Source organism: Cupriavidus oxalaticus, from assembly GCF_038900635.1.
Classification (GTDB): domain Bacteria; phylum Pseudomonadota; class Gammaproteobacteria; order Burkholderiales; family Burkholderiaceae; genus Cupriavidus; species Cupriavidus oxalaticus_B.
The window spans coordinates 113,179-134,340 of the sequence record NZ_JAYMRX010000008.1 but is presented as its reverse complement, the minus strand read 5'-3'; the positions used below and the strand labels follow the sequence as shown (position 1 = coordinate 134,340).

Annotated in this window: 20 protein-coding genes and 1 pseudogene; 9 read left to right on the top strand and 12 right to left on the bottom strand. The window is 68.3% G+C overall.

All coding sequences use genetic code 11. The features are described from left to right. Position 1 precedes the first annotated feature (1 nt). From VSR71_RS15505 to VSR71_RS15495, 3 genes are read left to right on the top strand one after another with little or no spacing between them, the layout of a single operon-like run. Complete coding sequence (locus VSR71_RS15505; protein WP_342914737.1) at positions 2 to 1,015, top strand: MoxR family ATPase; 1,014 nt, start codon at positions 2 to 4, stop codon at positions 1,013 to 1,015. Then, a complete protein-coding gene (locus tag VSR71_RS15500; protein WP_342914736.1) occupies positions 993 to 1,997 on the top strand; it encodes a DUF58 domain-containing protein in 1,005 nt (334 codons plus the stop codon). Before VSR71_RS15505 ends, VSR71_RS15500 begins: the two co-directional genes overlap by 23 nt. Continuing rightward, a complete protein-coding gene (locus VSR71_RS15495) occupies positions 1,994 to 3,079 on the top strand; it encodes a vWA domain-containing protein (RefSeq protein WP_342914735.1) in 1,086 nt (361 codons plus the stop codon). Before VSR71_RS15500 ends, VSR71_RS15495 begins: the two co-directional genes overlap by 4 nt. A gap of 154 nt (positions 3,080 to 3,233) precedes the next feature. Here VSR71_RS15495 and VSR71_RS15490 read toward each other — a convergent pair whose 3' ends face one another. Then, positions 3,234 to 4,466, bottom strand: coding sequence for a M20 aminoacylase family protein (locus tag VSR71_RS15490; RefSeq protein WP_428979411.1), 1,233 nt, complete (start codon positions 4,464 to 4,466; stop codon positions 3,234 to 3,236). Further along, entirely contained in the window at positions 4,463 to 5,467 is a 1,005-nt protein-coding gene (locus VSR71_RS15485) for a tripartite tricarboxylate transporter substrate binding protein (RefSeq protein ID WP_342914734.1), read from the bottom strand. Before VSR71_RS15485 ends, VSR71_RS15490 begins: the two co-directional genes overlap by 4 nt. Positions 5,468 to 5,595: 128 nt before the next feature. Here VSR71_RS15485 and VSR71_RS15480 point away from each other — a divergent pair, with 128 nt between their 5' ends. After that, entirely contained in the window at positions 5,596 to 6,507 is a 912-nt protein-coding gene (locus tag VSR71_RS15480; RefSeq protein ID WP_342914733.1) for a LysR family transcriptional regulator, read from the top strand. 32 nt (positions 6,508 to 6,539) lie between these two features. On the opposite strand, the gene VSR71_RS15475 is transcribed toward VSR71_RS15480, so the two are convergent. Further along, the gene (locus VSR71_RS15475; protein ID WP_342914732.1) at positions 6,540 to 7,436 is read right to left on the bottom strand and encodes a LysR family transcriptional regulator ArgP; all 897 of its coding nucleotides are present in this window, start codon (positions 7,434 to 7,436) and stop codon (positions 6,540 to 6,542) included. A gap of 82 nt (positions 7,437 to 7,518) precedes the next feature. On the opposite strand from VSR71_RS15475, the gene VSR71_RS15470 reads away from it, so the two are divergent. Further along, positions 7,519 to 8,178 (top strand): LysE/ArgO family amino acid transporter, encoded by a 660-nt coding sequence (locus tag VSR71_RS15470; protein WP_428979410.1) that lies wholly within the window; start codon positions 7,519 to 7,521, stop codon positions 8,176 to 8,178. 221 nt (positions 8,179 to 8,399) lie between these two features. On the opposite strand, the pseudogene VSR71_RS15465 reads toward VSR71_RS15470, so the two are convergent. Continuing rightward, positions 8,400 to 8,582: pseudogene (locus VSR71_RS15465) on the bottom strand (LysR substrate-binding domain-containing protein); the annotation flags it as partial. A 146-nt stretch (positions 8,583 to 8,728) separates the two neighbouring features. On the opposite strand from VSR71_RS15465, the gene phaP reads away from it, so the two are divergent. Continuing rightward, positions 8,729 to 9,121, top strand: a complete 393-nt coding sequence (phaP, locus tag VSR71_RS15460; RefSeq protein ID WP_342914731.1) for a TIGR01841 family phasin — start codon at positions 8,729 to 8,731, stop codon at positions 9,119 to 9,121. Between the two features lie 83 nt (positions 9,122 to 9,204). Beyond that, positions 9,205 to 10,053 carry a response regulator transcription factor gene (locus VSR71_RS15455; protein ID WP_342914730.1) on the top strand — a complete coding sequence of 283 codons (849 nt, stop codon included), beginning with the start codon at positions 9,205 to 9,207 and terminating at the stop codon, positions 10,051 to 10,053. 65 nt (positions 10,054 to 10,118) lie between these two features. On the opposite strand, the gene VSR71_RS15450 is transcribed toward VSR71_RS15455, so the two are convergent. Together VSR71_RS15450 and VSR71_RS15445 are read right to left on the bottom strand one after the other, a co-directional pair. Beyond that, a complete protein-coding gene (locus tag VSR71_RS15450) occupies positions 10,119 to 11,105 on the bottom strand; it encodes a tripartite tricarboxylate transporter substrate binding protein (RefSeq protein ID WP_342914729.1) in 987 nt (328 codons plus the stop codon). 105 nt (positions 11,106 to 11,210) lie between these two features. After that, positions 11,211 to 12,119 carry a LysR family transcriptional regulator gene (locus VSR71_RS15445; RefSeq protein ID WP_342914728.1) on the bottom strand — a complete coding sequence of 303 codons (909 nt, stop codon included), beginning with the start codon at positions 12,117 to 12,119 and terminating at the stop codon, positions 11,211 to 11,213. Between the two features lie 202 nt (positions 12,120 to 12,321). Here VSR71_RS15445 and VSR71_RS15440 point away from each other — a divergent pair, with 202 nt between their 5' ends. Beyond that, positions 12,322 to 14,307, top strand: a complete 1,986-nt coding sequence (locus VSR71_RS15440; RefSeq protein ID WP_342914727.1) for an aconitase family protein — start codon at positions 12,322 to 12,324, stop codon at positions 14,305 to 14,307. 8 nt (positions 14,308 to 14,315) lie between these two features. On the opposite strand, the gene VSR71_RS15435 is transcribed toward VSR71_RS15440, so the two are convergent. The 3 genes from VSR71_RS15435 to VSR71_RS15425 form a co-directional block, all read right to left on the bottom strand. Beyond that, on the bottom strand, positions 14,316 to 14,846 hold the full coding sequence (locus VSR71_RS15435; RefSeq protein WP_342914726.1) for a hypothetical protein: 531 nt from the start codon (positions 14,844 to 14,846) through the stop codon (positions 14,316 to 14,318). Positions 14,847 to 14,874: 28 nt separating this feature from the next. Beyond that, positions 14,875 to 15,702, bottom strand: coding sequence for a DUF2092 domain-containing protein (locus VSR71_RS15430; RefSeq protein WP_342914725.1), 828 nt, complete (start codon positions 15,700 to 15,702; stop codon positions 14,875 to 14,877). Positions 15,703 to 15,986: 284 nt separating this feature from the next. Beyond that, entirely contained in the window at positions 15,987 to 16,310 is a 324-nt protein-coding gene (locus VSR71_RS15425) for a hypothetical protein (RefSeq protein WP_342914724.1), read from the bottom strand. Positions 16,311 to 16,516: 206 nt separating this feature from the next. Here VSR71_RS15425 and VSR71_RS15420 point away from each other — a divergent pair, with 206 nt between their 5' ends. After that, positions 16,517 to 17,311, top strand: a complete 795-nt coding sequence (locus VSR71_RS15420) for a hypothetical protein (protein ID WP_342914723.1) — start codon at positions 16,517 to 16,519, stop codon at positions 17,309 to 17,311. Positions 17,312 to 17,516: 205 nt separating this feature from the next. Here the strand turns inward: VSR71_RS15420 and VSR71_RS15415 are convergent, their stop codons facing one another. From VSR71_RS15415 to VSR71_RS15405, 3 genes are all read right to left on the bottom strand, one after another. Beyond that, positions 17,517 to 18,215, bottom strand: coding sequence for a TrkA family potassium uptake protein (locus tag VSR71_RS15415; RefSeq protein WP_342914722.1), 699 nt, complete (start codon positions 18,213 to 18,215; stop codon positions 17,517 to 17,519). Next, positions 18,205 to 19,569, bottom strand: coding sequence for a TrkH family potassium uptake protein (locus tag VSR71_RS15410; RefSeq protein WP_342914721.1), 1,365 nt, complete (start codon positions 19,567 to 19,569; stop codon positions 18,205 to 18,207). The genes VSR71_RS15415 and VSR71_RS15410 overlap by 11 nt, the downstream gene beginning before the upstream one ends. 117 nt (positions 19,570 to 19,686) lie before the next feature. Then, the gene (locus VSR71_RS15405; RefSeq protein WP_342914720.1) at positions 19,687 to 21,153 is read right to left on the bottom strand and encodes an HDOD domain-containing protein; all 1,467 of its coding nucleotides are present in this window, start codon (positions 21,151 to 21,153) and stop codon (positions 19,687 to 19,689) included. Between the last annotated feature and the right edge of the window lie 9 nt (positions 21,154 to 21,162).

The window sequence follows — 21,162 nt, the reverse complement described above, 5'->3', positions numbered from 1 at the left end:
TATGAACGACCAAGCCAGGGACGCTGCGGACAGCGCAGACTTGATGGAACGCCTGCTGTACGAGGTGAAGCGCGTGGTCGTGGGGCAAGACCACTTTCTCGAACGTGTGCTGGTGGCGATGCTTGCCGGCGGGCACCTGCTGGTCGAAGGCGTGCCGGGGCTGGCCAAGACGCTGACGGTCAACACGCTGGCGCGGACCATGAGCGGCACGTTCAAGCGCATCCAGTTCACGCCCGACCTGCTGCCAGCCGACCTGATCGGCACGCGCATGTATAACCAGGGCACCGGGGAGTTTTCCACCGTGCGCGGCCCGGTTTTCGCCAACCTGCTGCTGGCCGACGAAATCAACCGCGCGCCGGCCAAGGTGCAGAGTGCGCTGCTCGAAGTCATGCAGGAAAAGCAGGTCACCATCGCCGGCGAGACGCACCGCGTGCCTTCGCCCTTCCTGGTCATGGCCACACAGAACCCGATCGAGACCGAAGGCACCTATCCGCTGCCCGAGGCACAGGTCGACCGCTTCATGATGAAGGTGCTGGTGGGCTACCCGAGCGAGGAAGAAGAAGTCGTGATCGTCAACCGCGTCACCGGCCCGCGCATCAACGTGGGCGCGGTCGCCACGCCCGAGCACCTGGCCGAGCTGCAGGAGGCGTGCCGCAAGGTCTATGTCGATCCCGCGCTGATCCAGTACGCGGTGCGCGTGGTCGCGGCCACGCGCAAGCCCGGCAGCTACGGCGTCGAAGACATGGACCGCTACATCGCCTTCGGCGCCAGCCCGCGCGCCACCATCGGCCTGATCGAAGGCGCGCGCGCGCTGGCCTTCCTGCGCGGCCGGCACTATGCGCTGCCGGAAGACGTGGCCGACCTGGTGCCCGACGTCCTGCGCCACCGCCTGGCGCTGTCTTACGAGGCCATGTCCGATGGCGTCACGGCCGACCAGCTTGTCGGCCGCATCCTGCAGGCGCAGCCGGTCCCCGAGCGGCCGCTGGAATCCCATGTTCGGGCGGCTGAGCGCTAGGCGCCGCCGGCAGGCGGAGGCCGCGGTGGCCTCCGCGGCCCCCGCAGGCGCCAACGCCGCAGTGGCCGCGGTCGGGTCGAAGCAGACCGAGGCCCTGCTGCGCCGGCTCGAATGGACCGTGGTGCGCCGCCTCGACGGCCTGCTGCAGGGCGACTACCGCACGCTGTTCCGCGGCTTCGGGCTGGACCTGGCCGACCTGCGCGAATACCGCCCCGGCGACGACGTGCGCCATATCGACTGGAACGTGACCGCGCGGCTGCAAACCCCGCACGTGCGCGAGTTCCAGGAAGACCGTGATGTCTCCGCGTGGTTCGTGCTGGACCTGAGCGGGTCGGTCGAGTTCGGCTCGGGCACGGTGCGCAAGCGCGATTTGCTCACCGACTTCACCACGGTGATGGCGCTGCTGCTGACGCGCTATGGCAACCGCGTCGGCGCCGTGCTCCATGGCGGCGCCACCGGCAAGGCCGCGACCGTGATCCCGGCGCGTTCGGGCAGGCGCCAGCTGCTGCACGTGCTCGACCGCATGCATGCCACGCCGGCGGCCTGCCCTGGCGAGACCCGCCTGCGCGACCTGCTGGAGCAGGCACGCCTGGTGGCCAGGCGGCGCTCGGTGGTGTTCGTCGTGTCCGACTTCATCAGCGCGACGGGTTGGCAGGCAGCGCTCGGCATGCTGGCGCGGCGCCATGAAGTGGTCGCGGTGCGGCTGGTCGATCCGCTCGAACTGGCGCTGCCCGACCTGGGCCTGGTCGTGCTGCAGGACGCCGAGAGCGCCGAGCAGATCTTCGTCGACACGCATGACCCGGCTTTCCGCAAGCGCTTCGCCGCGGTGGCCGAGGCGCGCGAGGCCGAGCTGCACCAGGCCTTCGCGCGCGCCGGCGTGCAATGCCTGACGCTGTCGACCTACGCCCGGCTGGACCTGGCGCTGCTGAGTTTCACGCGCCAGCGGCGCCACCGGCAAGGAACCGCCAGGGGGGCGGCATGACCGATGCGATAACCCGCCTGCCCGTCTTCAGCTTCCTGTGGCCGAGCATGCTGTGGGGGCTCGCGGCCGTGCTGGTGCTGGCGGGCGGCTACCTGTGGCTGGACGCGCGGCGCCGGCGCGCGACCGTGCACTATCCCGCGCTGAAGTCTGTCGGCGTGCCCCTGCGCGGCGGCGCGGGCTGGCGCCGCCATGTGGCACCGGCCCTGACGCTGCTGGCGCTGACCGCGCTGTTGGTCGCCATCGCCCGGCCCCAGGCCCTGCTGACGCTGCCCTCGCGCATCAAGACCGTGATCCTGGTCATCGACCTGTCCGGAAGCATGCGCGCGCAGGACATCAAGCCCACCCGCATCCGCGCGGCGCAGCAGGCCGCCCGGGTCCTGCTCGAAGACCAGCCCGCCAGCGTCAGCGTCGGCGTGGTGGCGATGGCGGGCACCGCGGCCGTGGCGCAGGCCCCGACCCGCAGCAAGGACGACGTGGCTGCCGCCATCGAGCGCCTGAAGCCGCAGGGCGGCACGGCGCTTGGCAATGGCGTGCTGATCGCGCTGACTGCGCTGCTGCCGCAGGCCACCAACGAGGCCGAACGCCTGATGAATGACGACAACCCGCAGCCGAAGAAGCCGGCAGGCCCGGGCAGCGCCTCCTCGTCCTCCGGCGACAGCGACACGGAGCCCGTCACGCCCGGCTCGTACGCCGCGGGCGCGATCGTGGTGTTCTCCGACGGCGAGAGCAACGCCGGCCCGGGCGCGCTGCAGGCCGCGGAGCTGGCCGCCACCTACGGCGTGCGCGTCTATACCGTGGGCGTCGGCACGCCAGAGGGCGTGGTGCTGTCGGTCGACGGCATGTCGGCCCGCGTCAGGCTGGACGAAAAGGTGCTGAAGCAGGTCGCCAACGCAACCGGAGCCGAGTACTTCCGGCTGGAAGACACGGCGCAGCTGAAGAAGGTGTACAGCGCGCTCAACGCGAAACTGGCCCTCGACAAGCGCGACCAGGTGGAAGTCACCGCGTTCTTCACCGCGCTGGGCGCGCTGCTGGCAGCGATGGCGGGGCTGCTGTCGCTGTGGTGGTTCGGCCGGGTGATGTAGTGCGGAGGCTTGCGCCAGGCGTTGCGCGTCAGGCGCAAGCCTCCTCCCGCGACCTGGCGGTCACCATCTTCGGCGGTTTCGCCTCCTTCATCATCACCTGGCTGATAGCCGCCACGGCAGCACCATAGTGCCTGCAGCAGAGCGGCGGGCTGGCCTAGCCGCGCGCCGATTCCGCCGCGCTCGCCACGTGCGCCGGCCAGGGCTGGTCCACCAGGAAGCGCTCGCATAGCAGCGCCCAGTACGCCGCGCCAACCGGGATGTTGCCGTCGTTGAAGTCGTAGCCGGGGTTGTGCACCATGCAGCCGCCCTCGGCTCCCTCGCCATTGCCGATCCACAGGTAGCAGCCGGGCACCGCGTCCAGCATGAAGGCGAAGTCCTCGCTTGCAGCGATCGGCGGCGCCTGGCAGTCGACCTGGCCGGACCCCAGCAGCTCCAGCGCAACCTGGCTTGCCAACGCCGTTTCCGCCGGCGTGTTCACCAGCACCGGATAGCCACGCTCGTAGTCGATCCGCGCCTTCACGCCGTAACTCTGTGCCTGCGCGGCGACCAGTTCGCGGATGCGCTGCTCGAGCTGGTCGCGCACGCGCCGGTCCAGCGCGCGCACGCTCAGCCTGAGCACGGCCTGCGCGGGAATGATGTTGGAGACGGTGCCCGCCTGGAACGCGCCCACCGTGACCACCGCGGTTTGCAGCGGATCGACATTGCGCGCCACGATGGTCTGCAACGCCATCACGATCGAAGCGCCGGCCACGACCGGGTCGGCGGCGTTGTGCGGGAACGCCGCGTGGCCGCCGATGCCAGCCAGCGTGATGGTCACGCTGTCAGCCGAGGCCTGCGCGGCGCCCTGGCGCAGCAGCAAGCGGCCCGGCGCCGTGCCGGGCACGTTGTGCATGGCGAAGATGGCATCGCACGGGTACTTGTCGAACAGCCCCGCTTCCATCATCCGCTTCGCACCGCCCAGCCCTTCCTCCGCCGGCTGGAAGATCAGGTTCAGCGTGCCGCTGAAATTGCCGTGCCGCGCCAGATGCCTGGCGGCGCAAAGCAGCATGGCGGTATGCCCGTCGTGCCCGCAGGCATGCATCACGCCGGGATGGCAGCTGGCATAGGGCAGCCCGGTGGCTTCGGCCATCGGCAGCGCGTCCATGTCGGCGCGGATGCCGAGACGGCGGCCGCCGCTGCCCCGACGCAGCCGGCCAACGACGCCGGTGGTGCCGAGCCCGCGCTCCACCTCATAGCCCCATTCGGCGAGCAGGCTGGCCACGATGTCGCTGGTGCGGTGTTCCTCGAAGCCAAGTTCCGGATGGCGATGGAGATCGCGGCGGATGGCAACGAACGCTTCCGCGCTGTCCCGCAGCGCTGCCAGCAGGGAATGCACGGCGTCCTTCATTGCGGCTGCAGGCCGATGGCACGCGCGATGCCGCGGTACTGGTCGATGCTCTGCTGGTAGGCCTTCTGGCTTTCCGCCAGCGATGCCGGACGGGACGCGGGCAGGTTCGCGGCATCCAGGCTGGCACGCACCGCCGGGTCGGCCAGCGTCTGCGCCAGCGCCTTGTGCAGCGCCTGCACCACCGGCTCGGCGGTGTCCTTCTTCACGAAGACGCCGGCCCAGGTCGAGTAGTTGAAGCCGCGCAGCGCCCTGCTTTCATTGACGCTCGGCACGGACCTGACCGCGTCGAGCCGAGTCGGAGACAGCACCGCCAGCATCCTGACCTGGCCGGTGCGCATGCGCTCGATGTCGGGCTTGCCGAACGGCGAGATAAAGATATCGACGATGCCGCCCACCAGGTCCTGGATCACGGGTGCGCCGCCCTTGTAAGGCACGTGCGTCATCGGCGCGCCGATGGTCTGCGACAGGTGCGCGCCCAGCAGGTGGTAGAGCGAGCCGATGCCCACGCTGGCATACGTCAGCGGCTTGCCCGCCCGGGCCGCCTGCGCGGCATGGGCCGCGAGTTCATCGACATCCTTCACCGGCAGGTCCTTGCGCACCAGGATGGCCAGGTCGACCGCGCCGACCATGTGGACCAGCCGGAAGTCCTCGCTCTTGTACTTGATCGCCGCGTTCGCCAGCGGCGTCGTGACCAGTTCGCCGGGACCGGCCTGGAGCAGCAGGTGCCCGTCGGCCGGTGCATGCAGCATCTTCTGCGCGGCGATCGCACCGCCGGCCCCGCCCAGGTTTTCGACGATGACCGGCTGGCCGAACTGCCGGCCCAGCGGCGCATTGAGGTTGCGGGCGACCACGTCCGACAGGCCGCCCGCCGGGAACGGCACCAGCATCGTGACGGGGCGGTCAGGATAGGCGTAGGCCGGCGCCAGCCCCGCGCACAGCAGGCCGGTCACCGCCGCGCGCAGCAGCCGGCGGGCAATGTTCTGGTATCGGATTCGGGTCATGGCAGTCTCCTCGGCGCCTTGCGTCGCTTTGTGTGTGTTTGTGCGACGGATCGTATCGGGCGGCCTGCTATGTGTCCAATGCATTACTCGTCTAAAATTTATTCATAAAACTCATTCACAAGGTATCGATGCACCTCAAACACCTGCGGCACCTGCTCATGGTGGCGGACGTGGAATCGTTCAGCCGCGCGGCGCAACGGCTGCACCTGACCCAGTCGGCGCTGAGCCGCAGCATCCAGGCGCTGGAGGACGAGCTCGGCGGCAAGCTCATCGACAGACATGGCCGGCGCAACGTGCTGACCCCGCTGGGCGAACTGATCGCCGAGCGGGCCCGACGCATGCTGTTCGAGGAGGCCGAGCTGCATCGCAGCGTCGAACTGTTCCACCGCCACCACCTCGGCGCCATCCGCGTCGGGCTGGGCGCAGGCCCCGGCGCGGTGCTGATGACGCCTTTTCTGCGCCACATGGCCATGCACCACCCCGGCATCCAGGTGGCGGTGTCGCTCGGCACTTCCGACGCGCTGATGATCCAGCTGCGCCAGCGCACACTGGACGCGGTCATCGTCGAGGTCACCAGCGTGGCGCCGGCCACCGACCTGCGCCATGAACTGCTGGCGCAGCTTCAGGGCCGTTTCATCTGCCGCGCGGGCCATCCGCTGCTGCAGCAGGCCGCCGCCGGCGAGCCCGTGACTTTCGACGATGTCATGCGCTATCCGCTGGCGTCGGCGCTGCTGAGCCCGGAAGTCGCGCGCGGGCTGGTCAAGCGCTTCGGCCCGCGTGCCGACCCCGAGCATTGCCTGAGCCTGCGCTGCGAGAACGTGCGCAGCCTCGTGGAGGCCGTGCTGGTCTCGGACGCGATCCTGTTCAGCATCGTCGCGGCGGTGCGGACGGAAATCGCCGGGGGCAAGCTGTGCGAGCTGGCGACCACGCCCGCGGTCGACGACGGCCCCCGCTATGCGTTCTTCACGCTGGCGGGCCGGACCGAGGCGCCGAGCATGGCGCTGTTCCGGCGTTTCGTGGACGAGCACCTGCACGACTGACACCGGCACGCCGGCGCATTGCCGCAGGCAAGTCAGGGCGCCAGCAACGCGGCGCGGCCGGCGGCCAGGACCTCGCGGCTCAGGCCGTCGAGCAGGCCGGACGCGGCACGCGCGTATTGCCAGTGCAGCGGCACGTCCAGCGGCGTGCCGGGCACCAGCTCGACCAGCGAGCCGTCGCCGAGATGCTGCGCGATCAGCGACTGCGGATGCAGGCCCCAGCCCATGCCGGCCAGCGCCGCGGTCACGAATGCCTGCGAGGAAGGCAGCGTGTGCCGGGGCAACTCCACGTGCCGATGGCACAGCCGCCGCGCCCAGCGCACCTGCAGTTCGTCCTTGGTGTTGAACACCAGGCTGGGGGCCTTTGCCAGCGTGCCGGCTCCCACGCCGCCGGCAAAATGCTGCCGCACGAAGGCCGGGCTGGCGGCCGCCAGGTAGCGCATCGCCCCGAGCGGCCGGCTGTTGCAGCCCGCCGCCGGGCGCGCCGTCGCGGTCACCGCGGCCAGCACGGCGCCGCTGCGCAGCCATTCGGTGGTGTGATCCTGGTCATCCACGGCCACTTCCATCAGCACGGGGCTGGCCGCGGCGAAGGCTGCGATGGCCGGCGCGGCCCAGGTCGCCAGGCTGTCGGCATTCACCGCGATCGGCAGCGCGACGCGCGCGATGCCCGCAGGCGCCAGTGCCGGCAGCGCGCCTTGCAGGTCCTGCTCGAGCAGCCGCACCCGGTCGACATGCTGGCACAGCCTGCGCCCCGTCTCCGTGGCACGGCACGGCTGGTCGCGCACCACCAGCGCGCAGCCCAGCCGCTCTTCCAGCAGCCGGATGCGCTGGGAAATGGCCGATGGCGTGACATGCAGCGCGCGCGCGGCGCGCTCGAAGCTGCCTTCGCGCACCACGGCGGCCAGTGCGGAGAGCGCCGAGTAGTCCAGCATCGCCTTAAGTCCTTAAGTTTTTCTAAACTGAATAAAGTAAAGATAGTTTGTCTTCATTGGTGCAGGCAGGCAAGCTGCGCCCATGATGACGCCATTCGCCACTTATTCTCTCCCGCTGCTTCCGTTGTCGGTCTCGCTCCAGGGCATGGCCCTGAGCCTGGGGCTGATCGTCGCCATCGGCGCGCAGAACGCGTTCGTGCTGCGCCAGGGCCTGCGCCGCGAGCATGTCGGCAGCGTGGTGCTGTTCTGCGCCGTCGCGGACGCATTGCTGATTGCGGCAGGGGTCATGGGCATGGCGCAAGCGCTGGGCGAAAGCCCCGGCCTGGCGCGCGCGCTGGCGCTGGCAGGTGCCGCGTTCCTGGCGCTATACGGATGGCGGGCCCTGAAACGCGCGCGCCAGCCGCACCAGTTGCGCGCGGCGGCCGGACACGACGGCCTGAGCCGCGGTGCCGCGCTGGCGCAGGCGGCGGCGTTCACGCTGCTCAATCCCCATGTCTATCTCGACACGGTGCTGCTGGTCGGCAGCATCGGCGCGCAGCAGCCGGCGGCGCTGCGCGGCTGGTTCGTGGCGGGCGCGAGTTCGGCCAGCCTGTTCTGGTTCGGGCTGCTGGGATTCGGGGCGCGCTGGCTGGCGCCGTGGTTTGCGCGGCCGTGGGCCTGGCGAGTGCTGGACGGGCTGATCGGCGTGACGATGTTCGTGCTGTCGGCACTGCTGCTGCGTCACGCCCTGGCCGGGATGTGAAGGTCCTTCCCGCGCAAGCGGGAAGGACCAGGGCGATGCGCCTGTGGGCCGCAACGCGGTCTGCCTCAGCTATTGCTGAGACATTTTCAAACGTCGGCGGCGGCGCTCCCGAAGCGCGCCGCTTCGTTCACCCGGCCGGCCGCTCGGCGGGGCTTCACGCGTTCAGCGCGGCGCCGGCAACTGGCGGTCGAGCCAGGCGAGAAAGCGCGCCACGCGCGGCGCTTTTCGAGATAGGTGGGAGAAGCCAGCGGCGCGATTGTCTCGCACCGCAGCGTCCACCAGTGCGCGTAGCCATGGCGGATATCGACATCGTAGTAGCCGCTGGTGAACGACACACCTTCATACGAGCACGACAGGTTGACGCCGAAACCATCGGGGAATCCCCCTAGATTTGCAGCCCACATTGTTTAGAGTGCTTACTCTAGAATTGGGCGCGAATGATGCAACGCAGCACGCCGGGCGTCTCCTTCGACGCACATCACCGGCCGTGCGTCCACCAGCAAACCTGTCGTCGGGCACCAGGCCCCGGCGGATACAAGGAAACCATTGCATGCCCGATTTCGCGCCCGATCAGTTCGATGTCAGCCACGGCGGCTTCGCTGACTGCTTCGCCTACTCCAGCATCCTGTTTGCCGGCTTCCAGCGGATCGCCGAGCTGAACCTGCAGGCCGCGCAGGCGGCCTTCGACGAAAGCCAGCAACGCACGCAGGCGCTGCTGGCCAGCAGGGACCTGCGCAAGGTCCTCGACATGCAGAACGGCCTGACTCCCGTTGCCGCCGACAAGGCCTGCGCCTACACCCGGCAGCTGTTCGAAATCGCGTCCGAAACGCAGGCCAGCCTTGCCCAACTCGCGCAAGCGCGCTTCCAGCAGGCGGTCGAGCTTGCGCAATCCAGGCTGAGCCACGCCACCGCGTCGGCAGTCGCAACGCGAGCCGCCGCCTGAACCACGGGCCGGATGCGCCCCGCCGCATGCCGCTCCCTGCCGCGGCAGCGGTGCCGCGTCCGCGCGCATGAGAGAAGTGTGCAATGAAGGTGCTGTTGATTGAATCCCACGCTTTGCTGCGGGTGGCGTTGCGCAGGACGCTGGAAGAATTAGACGCCGTCGGCGAGGTCGTCACCGTCGCCCCGGCGGAACTCGCGGGGCGCCGCGCTGCCGGCGAAGCCATCGCATTGGTCGTGCTCGGCCTGCCGGACGATCTCGAGGCAGCATGGCAGCTGCTGTGCCAGGTCGGCAGGACCTGGCCCGCGGCGCGGCTGCTGGTCCTGTGCGACGTCGCGCCCCAGAACTGGATCGATGACAAGGTCACGGCGGGCGTCGTGGGCTGCCTGCCGAAATCGTTGCGTCCCGATGTGCTGGAAGCCGCGATCCGGCTGGTCGCCAGCGGCTATCAGGTCAGCCTGGGTCCGTTCAGCCAGCGGCCGGGGATTTCGCCGGGGATTTCACCGGCATCGCACGATGGGGCGCGCCAGGACAGTGCCAATGGCAACAAGGAGCGCAGCGCCAAAGGCAGCGCCGTTGCGACCACGGCAACTGTTGCCGACCCGCGTTCGCCCGGCGAGGCCCACGTACTCGGCCTCACGCCGCGCCAGTACGAAATCCTGGTACTGCTCGCACGCGGCTATCCCGCCAAGACCATCAGCCGGCAGCTGAACGTTTCAGTAGCCACGGTCAAGTGCCATTGCAACGCCCTTTACAAGGCCCTCGGCGTCCGCAGCAAGGGCGGAGCCGTCCACGTGGCGCTGCAACGCGGTGCGCGCCTGGGACAGGCAATGGCTCCCGGCCTCGGGCAAGCGGTACCGAAGCCCGTGGCAAGCCTGCCGAAGCCGGTGCCGCGTGCTGCCGTCGCCGATCCCGAGGATTGCGCCGCGCTGTAAGGGGCGGAAAAGAAAAGGGAAAGGGCCCGCCGCAAGCGACGGGCCCCGGTGTCAGGCGCGTTGCCTTAGTTCAGCGTCGCTCCCGCCTGCCTGACGATCCGCGCATGCTTGTCCAGCTCGCTGCGGAAGAACGGCACGGCCGCGTCGGCACCCGTGGCCGCCACGACCACGCCCTGCCCCGCCAGGTGCTCCTGCACTTCGCGCTCCTGCAGCGTGGCCTGGATCCTGGACTGCAGCGCCGACACATTCGACTTCGACAGGCCCGCGGGGCCCACAATCGCCAGCCACGCATCGAAGCTGTAGCGCGGCAGGCCTGACTCCGCCAGCGTCGGCACATCCGGCAGCGCCGGCACGCGCTGCGCGGTCGACACGGCGATGGCCTTCAGCTTGCCGGCCTTGAGCAGCGGCAGCACCGCCTGCACCGTCAGGAAGCCCACCTGTACCTGGCCGCCGACGAGATCCGTGGTGTAGTTGCCGGCGCCCTTGTAGGGCACATGCCTGATATCGACCTTCGCTTCGCTGGCAAACAGCTGCCCGGCCAGATGCAGCACCGTGCCGTTGCCCGACGAGCCATAGTTGAGTTCGCCCGGCTTCGACTTCAGTAGCGCGACCAGTTCGCGGGTGTTCTGCGCGTTGACGGAAGGATTGACGACCAGCACCAGCGGCAGCGTGCCGATCACCGTGATCGGCGTGATGTCCTTGAGCGAGTCATAAGGCAGGTTCTTGTAGATAAACGGGTTGATCACGTGGTTCGACGAGATCAGGCCCAGCGTCGACCCGTCTTTCGGCGCCCTGACGATCTGCTGCGTGCCCGGCACGCCGCCGGCACCGGCGATATTCTCGACCACCACCGACTGGCCCAGGTGCTTGCCCAGCGGCTGGCTCAGCGCGCGCGCCACGGCGTCGGCCTGCGATCCCGGCTGCGTCGGCACGATCAGCCTGACCGGCCTGGTTTCCTGCGCGCTGGCCGCGCCGGGCAGGCCGCCCAGCACGGCCAGAGTGGTGATACTCGCAAGCGCATGGCACGCCCGCCGAAACAGCGTTGTCCGCATTCCTTGTCTCCGTTTATCGACATAGCACCGTGGGCGGTGGCTTTGCGTCGGAGTGTAGTGCTGCGCCGCTGCGCGGCAGAGTGCTAATCCGCTGGACCGGATATCTCAGGCCGGCATACCCTCAACGGTGCCTGGCTGGAGCGCGCGGATCATGGCCGCGATCGCGCGCAGCCGCGGTTGCTTGTAGGGCGCGTAGATCAGCAGTTGCCGCTCGCGCCACGGCTCGTCGAGCGGCACGCGCACAAAGCCGCGCGTGCCGGCATAGGCAGCGCCGGCGCTGGCCGGCAGCACGGCGATGCCCAGGCCGGCCTCGACCATGCGGCATGCGGCTTCGAAGCTCGACACCGTCACGCTCTGGTTGAACGGCAGGCGCAGGTTTGCTGCCTGCTCGCGCAGCTCCTGGTCGAGCGCGCCGCCGGGCTGCACCACCACCAGCGGATGCTCCAGCACTTCGGCATAGCGGATGCGCTTGCGCCGCGCCAGCCGGTGCGACGACGGCAGCACCACATTGAGCGGATCGCTGGCGAACGGCCACGACTCCAGGCCACCAGGCGTCTTGGCCGCGACGCCGATGCCGATGTCGACGCGGTCATCGAGGCAGGCGCGGATCGATTCGGCCGTGGAGCGTTCGTACAGCGCGATCTCGACCAGCGGATGCGCCGCCTTGAACGCATGCAGCCGCTCCGGCAGGAAGCCGATGATGGCCGACGGACTGGCCGACACGCGTACCACGCCGGCAACCTGGTCGCCAAGATCCTGCACTTCGCGCGCGAAGCTGGCGATGTCCTCGTTCAGCTTGCGGCCCAGCTCGAGCGCGCGGGCGCCGGCATCGGTCAGCACCACGCCGGCGGGCGAACGCACGAACAGCACCACGCCGAGGCTGCGCTCCAGTTCGGCGATGCGCCGGCTCAGTGCCGACTGCGCGATGTGTTCGGTTTCCGCCGCGCGCTTGATCGAGCCTTCGCGTGCCGCGGCCAGGAACAGCTGGATATTGACGGGGTCGATGCGGTGCATGGTCTTCAGGATGCCGGGCGGCAGGTCGCGAGTCGCGTGTCGCCCGATACTAACCGCTGCGCACATGCCTGCCGCACGCACCACACGAACACATGGGTTAACCCTGATATGCCAGCCCCAGATAGCAGACATGCCGGATCAGCGCTTCATGCCGGCGCGATGCCGCCGGTAAAGTGCCACCGATATGCCACCGGAGACCCCCATGAGCGCCCCCGATTTCCCAGGCCGCATCCTGTTCCTCGCCGATTCGGCGGATGCCATGGCGCGCCAGTTGCACGGCGAGGCCCTGACCCTTGAGCAATCCGGGCCCCTGCGCGACGACGTGTCCACCGACGAGATCACACCGGTGCCGGTCCTGACGCACTACGACGACAAGCTCGGCCGCTATCCCTATACCGGCTACAAGGTCGGCGGCACCTGCCCGGTCGCGCCCGGCGCGATCCGCGAGGGCGGCTTTTCGGTGACGGTCGCGGGCAACCGCTACGGCAAGGGATCGTCGCGCGAGCATAGCCCGGCGGCAGAAAAGCTCGCCGGCATTCGGCTGGTGATCGCGCGCAGCTTCGAGCGCATCTACCGCCAGAACGCCGACAACATCGGGCTGTTCACCTCGACCGACTTCGGCCTGCTTGCGCGCCTGCAGGCCGGCGAGCCGATCGCCGCGGAAACGCTGGTGGCCGGGCGCGACGCGCTGGCCGCCGCCATCCTGCTCAGCGGCGGGCTGCTGAAGTTCGGCCAGCAATACCTGGGCAAGGTCGAACCGGCAGCCGCGACGCCGCCCGCGGCGCCGCAAACCCTGTTCGAGAAGATCGTCCACCGCCACCTGCTGGCGACGCCCGTGACGCCCGTATCCCCGGCGGGCCCGCAACCGGGCGACGGCATCTTCGTGCGCGCAGACTGGCGCTTTATCCACGAGTACTACACCGGCATGTGCGCCCACATGCTGCACGCCACGTTCGGCAAGCCGCTGCGGCTCAAGGATGCCGGGCGCATCGTGGTATTCGAGGACCATACTTCCTATGTCAATGAAAGCCCCGCGCATGTGCGTGGCGGGCTGGTCGACAACGTTGCGCGGATGTGCGCGGCGCAGCGGGAGTTCGTCGACGCCTACCGGCTGCGATGCCATCGCACGCTGACGGAGGAAGCCTCCCTCAGCGGCGACGGCAGCGACGACGGCAGCCATGCCGCAGGCATCTCGCACGCGATGATGGCCGAGCGCTATGCGCTGCCAGGACAGGTCGTGGTGGGCACCGACTCGCACACCCCGCATAGCGGCGCGCTCGGCTGCGTGGCCTTCGGCGTTGGCACGACCGACATGGCCAATGCGTTCGTGACGGGTGCGGTCCGCATGACCATGCCGCAGGGCATCCGCGTCGCGCTCCACGGGGCGCTTGCGCCGGGCGTCACGGCCAAGGACGTCGTGCTGCATCTGCTGGCGCGGGCCGAGATCAAGGCAGGCGCCGGGGTCGGCAAGGTGTTCGAGTTCACCGGTCCCGCCGTGCGGGCAATGTCCATCGACGAACGCGCCACGCTGACCAACATGTGCGCCGAGCTGGGCGGCTTCACCGGCATCGTCGCGCCGGATGCGCAGACCGTGCGCTTCCTCCGGGAGCGACGCGGCATGGATTTCGTGATCGAGCCGTGGATGCGCAGCGACGACGATGCCGCCTTCGCTGCCACCATCGAACTCGACTGCGGCGCGCTCGGCCCGATGGTGGCTCGCCCCGGCGATCCGGGCAACGGCCTGCCGCTGGCCGAACTGGACCAGCGCGTGCGCGTGGATATCGCCTATGGCGGCTCCTGCACCGCCGGCAAGCGCGAGGATTTCGACCTGTACCACGGGGTGCTGCACTGGGCGGTGCAGCGCGGCCTGCGGCTGCCGTCGCATGTCACGCTCTACCTGCAGTTTGGCACCACCGACGTCCGGGACTATTGCATCCGCCAGGGCTACATGGAGACGTTCCATGCGGTCGGCGCGCGCATATTGCAACCGTCGTGCGGGGCGTGCGCCAACTGCGGCCCGGGTTCGTCGGAACGGGCCGGGCAGGTGACGGTGAGTTCGATCAACCGGAATTTCCCCGGGCGCTCGGGGCCCGGGCAGGTCTGGCTGGCCAGTCCGCCCACCGTGGCCGCCAGTGCGATGGCGGGCGAACTGCTGTCATTCCATGACCTGCAGCGGCGCTACGGGTAAGCGCGCCATCAGTATGGCGGATTGACCACGACATACTGCGCGCCCTGCGGCATGTACCAGGTACTGCCGCACTGCTGGTAGACCATGCCGCCGTAGTTGACCGGCACGCAGCTGGGCGGCACCGAGCGCACCATGGAACCCACCACCGCCGACGTCACGGCGACAGTGGCCGTCACCGCCGCGGCCGTCGCCACCGGGTGGTAATCGTTGTCCCAGCCGCAGCAGCCGCCGTTTTCGACGTTCACGTTGACATTGCGGCTGGTATTGACGTTGACGTTGCGGTTGGCGTTGACGTTGTTGACGCTGGTGTTGCGGACGTTGTTGGTGCGCACGTCGGCACGCTGGTTGTTCACCTGCCGCGTTTCGCGATTGGCGCCGCCGGCAGCGGCGCGCTGCCCGCCTGCGGCATGTCCCCCAGCAGCGGCATGCCCGCCCCCCCTGTCGCCGCGGGCGGCCTCGGCCACCGATGTCCAGCCGGACGCCACCAGCACGAGCGCGGCCGTGCACACTGCGAGCGGCCTTGCGAATGTGTAGGTCATGGCAATGCTCCTTTTGTCCATGGCCCCGTTACCGGGTGGCCTTCAGTGGAACGAACTCCGCCTTCCTGGCGTCCTTGGGCGGCGTGAAGGCGAACGCTGCATTGCCGAGCTTCGGATTCAGGTTCCACTTGTACAGCGTGACCGACTGCGGCCTGGCCTCGTCGGACCGATTGGTGATGACGAGCTTGCGCGGCAGCGGACGGTTGCCGGCGGCGATCCAGATCTGCCAGTCGAGCTGCCCCTGGCGGAAGGCATAGTGGTCGCACAGCTCGCCGCCGACGATGTCCTGGCCGGCATTCATGGCCGATTCCATGTTGTCCAGCGGCGCCGCGGCCGTGCCCCACAGGAACAGGTCGGCCGACGGAATCTCTACGCCGAAGCGCTCGCGCAGCCGCTGCGCCAATACCCCGAGGTTGTCGCTGAAGCTGGCCTGCGAGTACGACTTCTGCGCCGGCGAGTACAGCGTGACCAGCTTGCCGTCATAGATCAGGTCGCGCTGCGAGCGCGCGCTGCGCATCAGCGCGCGCAGCCGGTCCGGCCGTTGCACATCGACGTCCGCCGTGGCGGTGTGCTGCAGCTTCTGGCCGTCCTGCAGGACCCGTTCGCCCGAGAGGTCGATAAACACCTCGAACTGGCGCAGCGACTGCAGGTACTTGCCCATGTCGTTGAGCGCCTGGATCGCCGCGGGGTCGACTGCGTTCGGCTGGGGTTGCGCCTGTGCCTGCGCGGTGCCGGCCGGTGCCGCGGCGGATGCGGCCGCTGACGCAGGCGTGGCGGTTTTTGGCGGCGCGGGCGGGCTGCTGCTGCAGGCCGCGAGCGCGATGACGAGCAGGGTCAGGGCCGGTATGCGTGCCATGGAGTACTCCCGGTTGACTGGACAATCGGCTGGCCGCGTGCGGACTCAGGCCAGCGATGGAGATGCTGGGGAATCTTCTATGACGGAACGGGCGAAGTGAAGTGAAACTTTTTGTGGGAACGATAAGCCGTGTAGCAGCAGCGCCTTGGAATGACCGGATGGAAATCCGAACTTGCCTGTTATGCCGCACAAGTGTGGCCGGGCTCACCCCAAGGTGAGGAAGCGCTTCCTCGTCTTGGTCGGACAGCCCCCTCCAGCTTTGCTGCCGCGCGTTCGCCCTCGTGTCACTGCACCGTCTGATACGCCATGCGGAACCTGCCAGCATTCTCTTGCGCAAGGATCTTGCCGACCAGGCGAGGCGTCAGCGGGCCCGACACGCTCAATTCAATCCACGAGTCAGGCATCGCGCGTGCGATGTACAGCGAGGCGTCGTGCTCGCAGAAGTACGCGAACGCGAGGCCCTGATCGATGGCGCGCTCGCCTGCCTGGAGGCGTGCGAGGCAGTGCGGGCATACGTGTTCCTGCGCACCTTCGAGGCTGTGCAGGCTTTTGACGTAGTACTGCAGGAAGTAGGCCGGTATCGACATGGCATTGACCTCGCGTTTCATGCCGTTGATACGTGAAAGCGTTGATGTCAAAACACAGTCAACTGAGTAAAGTGGATTCACATCGTGTCCGCAACTGATTTTTTGCGGACACGACGATGTCGGGTGGAAAGGCAGGGCTTTCGTCACCTGATGTGGGGGCCCCGCCATCAGGAACTGACTCTGAAACGGTATATACTGTTTTCCCGATATTTCATGCCACGACCACAGTGAACTCGCCGATCATCAAGGCTCCCACGGAGCAAGTGTTTTATTTCCCGACCAGCGCCAAGCCCACCGGGAAGGAACCGGACGTGACGAAGCAGGCTGGAAAGGAAGAACCGACCGAACCGCAGGCCATGGAAGCCACCGCGGCCAACGCGCCGCAAGCCACTGAGGGCACCGATGGCACCGAGGTGGCGAACGCTCCCACGGCTGCAGAGGCGGCCACGGCGGTGAAGGCCACGAAGGCTGCCGGGACTGCGAAGACCGCAAAGGCCAGGAAGCCCGTGAAAGCTGCAAAGACCACCAAGGTTGAAAAGGCCGCGCGGGCTGTGAAAGCCACGAAGGCTGCCAAGCCTGCGAAGGCTGCAAGGGCCGAGAAGCCCGTGGAGGCAGTAGAGGCAGTGAAGGCCGTGAAGGCCGTGAAGGCAGCAAAAGCCGTGAAGGCCGCAAAAGCTGTGAAGCCCGCCAAAGCCGCAAAAGCCGTGAAGGCCGCGAAGCCGGCAAAGGCTGAAAAGGCCAAGGCAACAAAGGCTGACTCGCGCTCGAACGCGAAACCGGCGAGGAAGGCGGCTGCGCCCAAGCGCGAAAAGGTCGTGCGCGACAGCTTCACGATGCCAAAGTCGGACTACCAGAAGATCGCCGAACTGAAAGGGCGCTGCCAGGAAAGCGGCGTCCGTATCAAGAAGAGCGAAATTCTTCGTGCCGCGTTGTTGTTGCTGGCCGAAAAGTCGCCGAAGCAACTGCTGGCGGCAATCAGGAAGCTCGAAGCCGTGAAGACGGGGCGCCCGCCCAAGGCTTGACGCCCGCGCCGTAGGCTCCCCGGGTGCGCGCAGTTCGACGAAGTGCCGGCGCTGGCCGACGGGCTTGCCGCCGCAAACCGCGGGCTGAGCCGCGCGAAATCGCTGGGGGCAATCGGCTCGAATCGGCGCTATCCGTCGAAGAGCCGGCTGCCGCCTGACGCACCGCTTTCTTCCAACACGGCAAACCGCGGCGCTTACCCCTGCCCTACCCCTTTTCCGAACTGCCGGCAAATCGCTCGATCTTGCTGGTCAGCCCCGACACCACCAGCAGGTCGCCGGGCAGGACCATGGTGGCCGCCGTGGCGTGCTCGAACTCCGCGCTGCCGCGCTTGATGCCTACCACCGTCACGCCGAATTGCTCCCGGACATGGGACATCAGCAAGGTCTTGTTATGGGTGCATGCCGGCGCGTGGATCCGCGCGATCGCGAAGCCGTCGTCGAATTCGATGAAATCGATCATCCTGCCGGTGATCAGGTGCGCCACCCGCGCGCCCATGTCGGCTTCCGGATAGACGACGTGGTGCGCACCGATGCGCTCGGCGATCTGCCCGTGCTCGGCCGTAAACGCCTTGACCCAGATGTCCTTGATCTGCAGCTCGGTCAGCGCCATCAGCGTCATCAGGCTTGACGACATGTCGGTGCCGATGCCCACGATGGCGTGCGAGAAATCCGCCACCCCGAGCTGGCGCATGACGTTGACATCGGTCGAGTCAGCCTGGATCGCGCAGGTCAGCACATTGGACCAGCGCTGCACCAGGTCGGGATCCCGGTCGATCCCCATGACGTCATGGCCCAGCCGCATCAGCGACTGCGCCACGGAACCGCCGAAGCGCCCTAACCCGATCACGGCCACGCTGTCGCCTGCCGAGAAGGCGAACTGCTCGGAAAACAATCTAGCCAACAATTGGATGCTCCTCGGGGTAACGGTACGGCGTACGGCGCTCGCCCATGGCAAGGGAAACCGCGAGCGTGATGGTGCCGACCCGGCCGGCGTACATCAGCCCGGCCAGGATCAGCTGGGCGGAAGCCGGAAGGTCGGCGGTGATGCCGGTCGACAGGCCCGCCGAGCCGAAGGCCGCGATGACCTCGAAGATGACCTGGTCGGTCGGGAATTCCGTGACAAACAGGATGGCCAGCGTCCCGATCGTCGTCAGCGCGCTGCCCAGCACCAGCACCGTGATCGCCTGCCGCTGCGCCGAACTGCTGACGCGGCGCCCGAAGGCTTCGCTGTCGCCGCGCCCGCGGATCTCGGCAATCACCAGCAGCGCCAGGATCGCGATGGTGCCGACCTTGACCCCGCCCGCGGTACTGGCACTGCCGCCGCCGACGAACATCAGGAAGTAGTGCAGCGCCATGCTTTCATGGGTCAGGCCGCCGATGTCGATGGTGTTGAAGCCGACGGTGCGCGCGGAGACCGAGGCGAAGGCCGCCGACAACAGTTTCTGCCCCGCGGCCATCGGGCCGAGCGTGCGCGCATTGGTCCACTCGAACATCAGCACGCCGGCCAGCCCCACCAGGAACAGCACGCCGGTGGTGGCCAGCGTCAGCTTGCTGTGCAGTGACCAGCGGTGCGGGCGGAAGGTCTTGTTGCGCAGATCGTGCAGCACCGGGAAGCCGATGCCGCCGACCAGCGCCGCCACCATCACTGGCAGCAGCACCCACTGGTCGGCGGCATAGCGGACCAGGCTGTCGGCATGTGTCGAGAAGCCGGCATTGTTGTAGGACGAAATGGCATGGAACAGCCCGTTCCAGGCGGCGTCGCCCCACGGCGCGCCATAGACGGAATACAGCCGCCACGCCAGCCAGGCGGACAGCAGCAGTTCCATTCCGATCGTCACCACCAGCACCAGCCTGGCCACGCCGACGATATCGCCCAGCCCGATCGCGCGGGTTTCGGCCTGGGTCAGCAGCCTGGTGCGCAGCCTCAGCGAGCGGTTGACCATCAGCCCCAGCAGCGTCGACGCCGTCATCATGCCGAATCCGCCAAGCTGGAACAGCACCATGATGACGGCCTGGCCAAAGCCGGACCAGTACGTGCCGGTATCGACCACGACCAGTCCGGCCACGCACACCGCGGACACCGCCGTGAAGAAGGCGATCAGCCACGGTACGTTGTCTCCCCCGTCGCGCGACCAGGGCAGCATCAGCAGCACAGTGCCCGCCACGATGGCCAGCAGGAACCCCATGGCGACGGCGCGGGCAGGATGCAGGGAAGCTCTCATGCAGGCATTGTGTGCGTTGGCGCGCCACAAATCCATGTGTGCAGCGCAGCACCACGGCGCCGTTCCAGCGCAGCACCACGGCGCCGTTCATTGCGGCCTGGAATTCACCGGCTGCCTGGGCGCGGGGGCGCCAGCGACGCCAGCCCCTTCCGCCTATCGCGCCGGCGCAGATCGCAGGAAAGCGGCCGAAATCTCCGCTGCCAGCTCGACGATCGCATCGGCCTCCTCCGCGCTCAGCGCACCGGTGAAGCGCGTCCCGCCCCAGTCGCCGCAAATCAGGGCCACGCAGCGGTTGCGCACCCGCACCGGGATCAGCAGCAGCGCGCGGGCCTCGGGCATGGCCTCGCGATACCAGCGCGGCACACGGTGCGCGGCCTCCCTGTCAAAGGTGTCCTCGATCAGCAGAGGCCGGTCCGCCAGCGTGGCGAAGTGGAACACGTCCGGAACGAAGCCTTCCTCGAAGGACAGCTGGCCCAGCTTGTCGCGCATGCCTTCGCCAAAGGCCAGCCGCGCACCGAAGCGCCTGGCCGATGGATTGAGCAGCATCAGGAAGCAGTGCGAGAAATTCAGCGCGCGCATCGCGGATTCCAGCGCGAATGGCGCCAGCTCGGCAATCGACATCGCCCCGCCTTCCTGCCGGACTTCCGCGACGGCGCGCTGCAGCCTGGCCAGCGCGTCGGCGGGCTTGCCGCCCTGGTCGGCGGCGTCATCCCCGGCCTGGCTGGCGGCGTCGGTGGCTGCCATCGAGGTCGTGAGCGCCCTGGCCTGTACCAGCGCCTGCCCGAGGTGCGCCGGCTCCAGGCCCAGCCGTTGCGCCTCGGCCAGCAGAGGGCTGTCGTCCTGCAGCGGACCGTCGGCCAGCGCATCGGCCTGGCCCGAGAGGATCGACTCGGCGGCGTGCGATGACAAGCGCGCGACTGCGCCCAGCCAGTCGGCGTGCTGCTCGGGCATGGCGCCGTCCGGCAGCGGGCGCGCGCTCATGGCGCCGGCGATCAGCGGAGGCAGGCGCCATTTGACGGCAGCCGCCCTGGCGATGTCGTCAAGTGTCACCCCGACGACTTCGCGGCAGGCCTCGTCCTCGCTGATCGGTGCACCGGCCTGCTCACCGGCCGCGCACATCGCGGCAATGCGGTCCCAGGCTTCCGGCACATACAGGATCAGCAGCAGCCGGCTTACGTGGTGCATCAGCGTGCAGACCACGGCCTCTTCCCCGTCGGGAATGCGCCGTGACTCTGCCAGGGTCCGGGTGAATTCCGCCGCGACCATGGCATGCTTGAGCGCTTGCGCTGCCCGTGGCCGGTTCTCCGGCACGGTCTGGAAGAAATCGAGCACGCGCACGCCCAGCGTCAGGTGGATGACCGTATCCACGCCCAGCACCATGATTGCGCGCGAAACGGTGGTGACTTCGCCGCCGAACGACCGGTACATGGCGGAGTTCGACAGGCGGATGACCTTCTGCGACAGGCTGAAGTCCGACAGGATGCTGCTGGCCATCTCGCCGACGTTCAGGTCCGCATTCAGCGAACTGAAGACGTGATCGATCGAATACTGCAGCGTCGGAAAATCGCCCTGCTCGGAGAGCCTGGCCCAGAGTTGATCGAGGAATACCTGCTTATCCATGGCCATGCC

Coding starts and splice junctions, on each gene's coding strand:
- VSR71_RS15505 (WP_342914737.1), top strand. CDS start 2: ATGAACGACCAAGCCAGGGACGCTGCGGACAGCGCAGACTTGATGGAA.
- VSR71_RS15500 (WP_342914736.1), top strand. CDS start 993: ATGTTCGGGCGGCTGAGCGCTAGGCGCCGCCGGCAGGCGGAGGCCGCG.
- VSR71_RS15495 (WP_342914735.1), top strand. CDS start 1,994: ATGACCGATGCGATAACCCGCCTGCCCGTCTTCAGCTTCCTGTGGCCG.
- VSR71_RS15490 (WP_428979411.1), bottom strand. CDS start 4,466: ATGAAGGACGCCGTGCATTCCCTGCTGGCAGCGCTGCGGGACAGCGCG.
- VSR71_RS15485 (WP_342914734.1), bottom strand. CDS start 5,467: ATGACCCGAATCCGATACCAGAACATTGCCCGCCGGCTGCTGCGCGCG.
- VSR71_RS15480 (WP_342914733.1), top strand. CDS start 5,596: ATGCACCTCAAACACCTGCGGCACCTGCTCATGGTGGCGGACGTGGAA.
- VSR71_RS15475 (WP_342914732.1), bottom strand. CDS start 7,436: ATGCTGGACTACTCGGCGCTCTCCGCACTGGCCGCCGTGGTGCGCGAA.
- VSR71_RS15470 (WP_428979410.1), top strand. CDS start 7,519: ATGATGACGCCATTCGCCACTTATTCTCTCCCGCTGCTTCCGTTGTCG.
- phaP (WP_342914731.1), top strand. CDS start 8,729: ATGCCCGATTTCGCGCCCGATCAGTTCGATGTCAGCCACGGCGGCTTC.
- VSR71_RS15455 (WP_342914730.1), top strand. CDS start 9,205: ATGAAGGTGCTGTTGATTGAATCCCACGCTTTGCTGCGGGTGGCGTTG.
- VSR71_RS15450 (WP_342914729.1), bottom strand. CDS start 11,105: ATGCGGACAACGCTGTTTCGGCGGGCGTGCCATGCGCTTGCGAGTATC.
- VSR71_RS15445 (WP_342914728.1), bottom strand. CDS start 12,119: ATGCACCGCATCGACCCCGTCAATATCCAGCTGTTCCTGGCCGCGGCA.
- VSR71_RS15440 (WP_342914727.1), top strand. CDS start 12,322: ATGAGCGCCCCCGATTTCCCAGGCCGCATCCTGTTCCTCGCCGATTCG.
- VSR71_RS15435 (WP_342914726.1), bottom strand. CDS start 14,846: ATGACCTACACATTCGCAAGGCCGCTCGCAGTGTGCACGGCCGCGCTC.
- VSR71_RS15430 (WP_342914725.1), bottom strand. CDS start 15,702: ATGGCACGCATACCGGCCCTGACCCTGCTCGTCATCGCGCTCGCGGCC.
- VSR71_RS15425 (WP_342914724.1), bottom strand. CDS start 16,310: ATGAAACGCGAGGTCAATGCCATGTCGATACCGGCCTACTTCCTGCAG.
- VSR71_RS15410 (WP_342914721.1), bottom strand. CDS start 19,569: ATGGATTTGTGGCGCGCCAACGCACACAATGCCTGCATGAGAGCTTCC.
- VSR71_RS15405 (WP_342914720.1), bottom strand. CDS start 21,153: ATGGATAAGCAGGTATTCCTCGATCAACTCTGGGCCAGGCTCTCCGAG.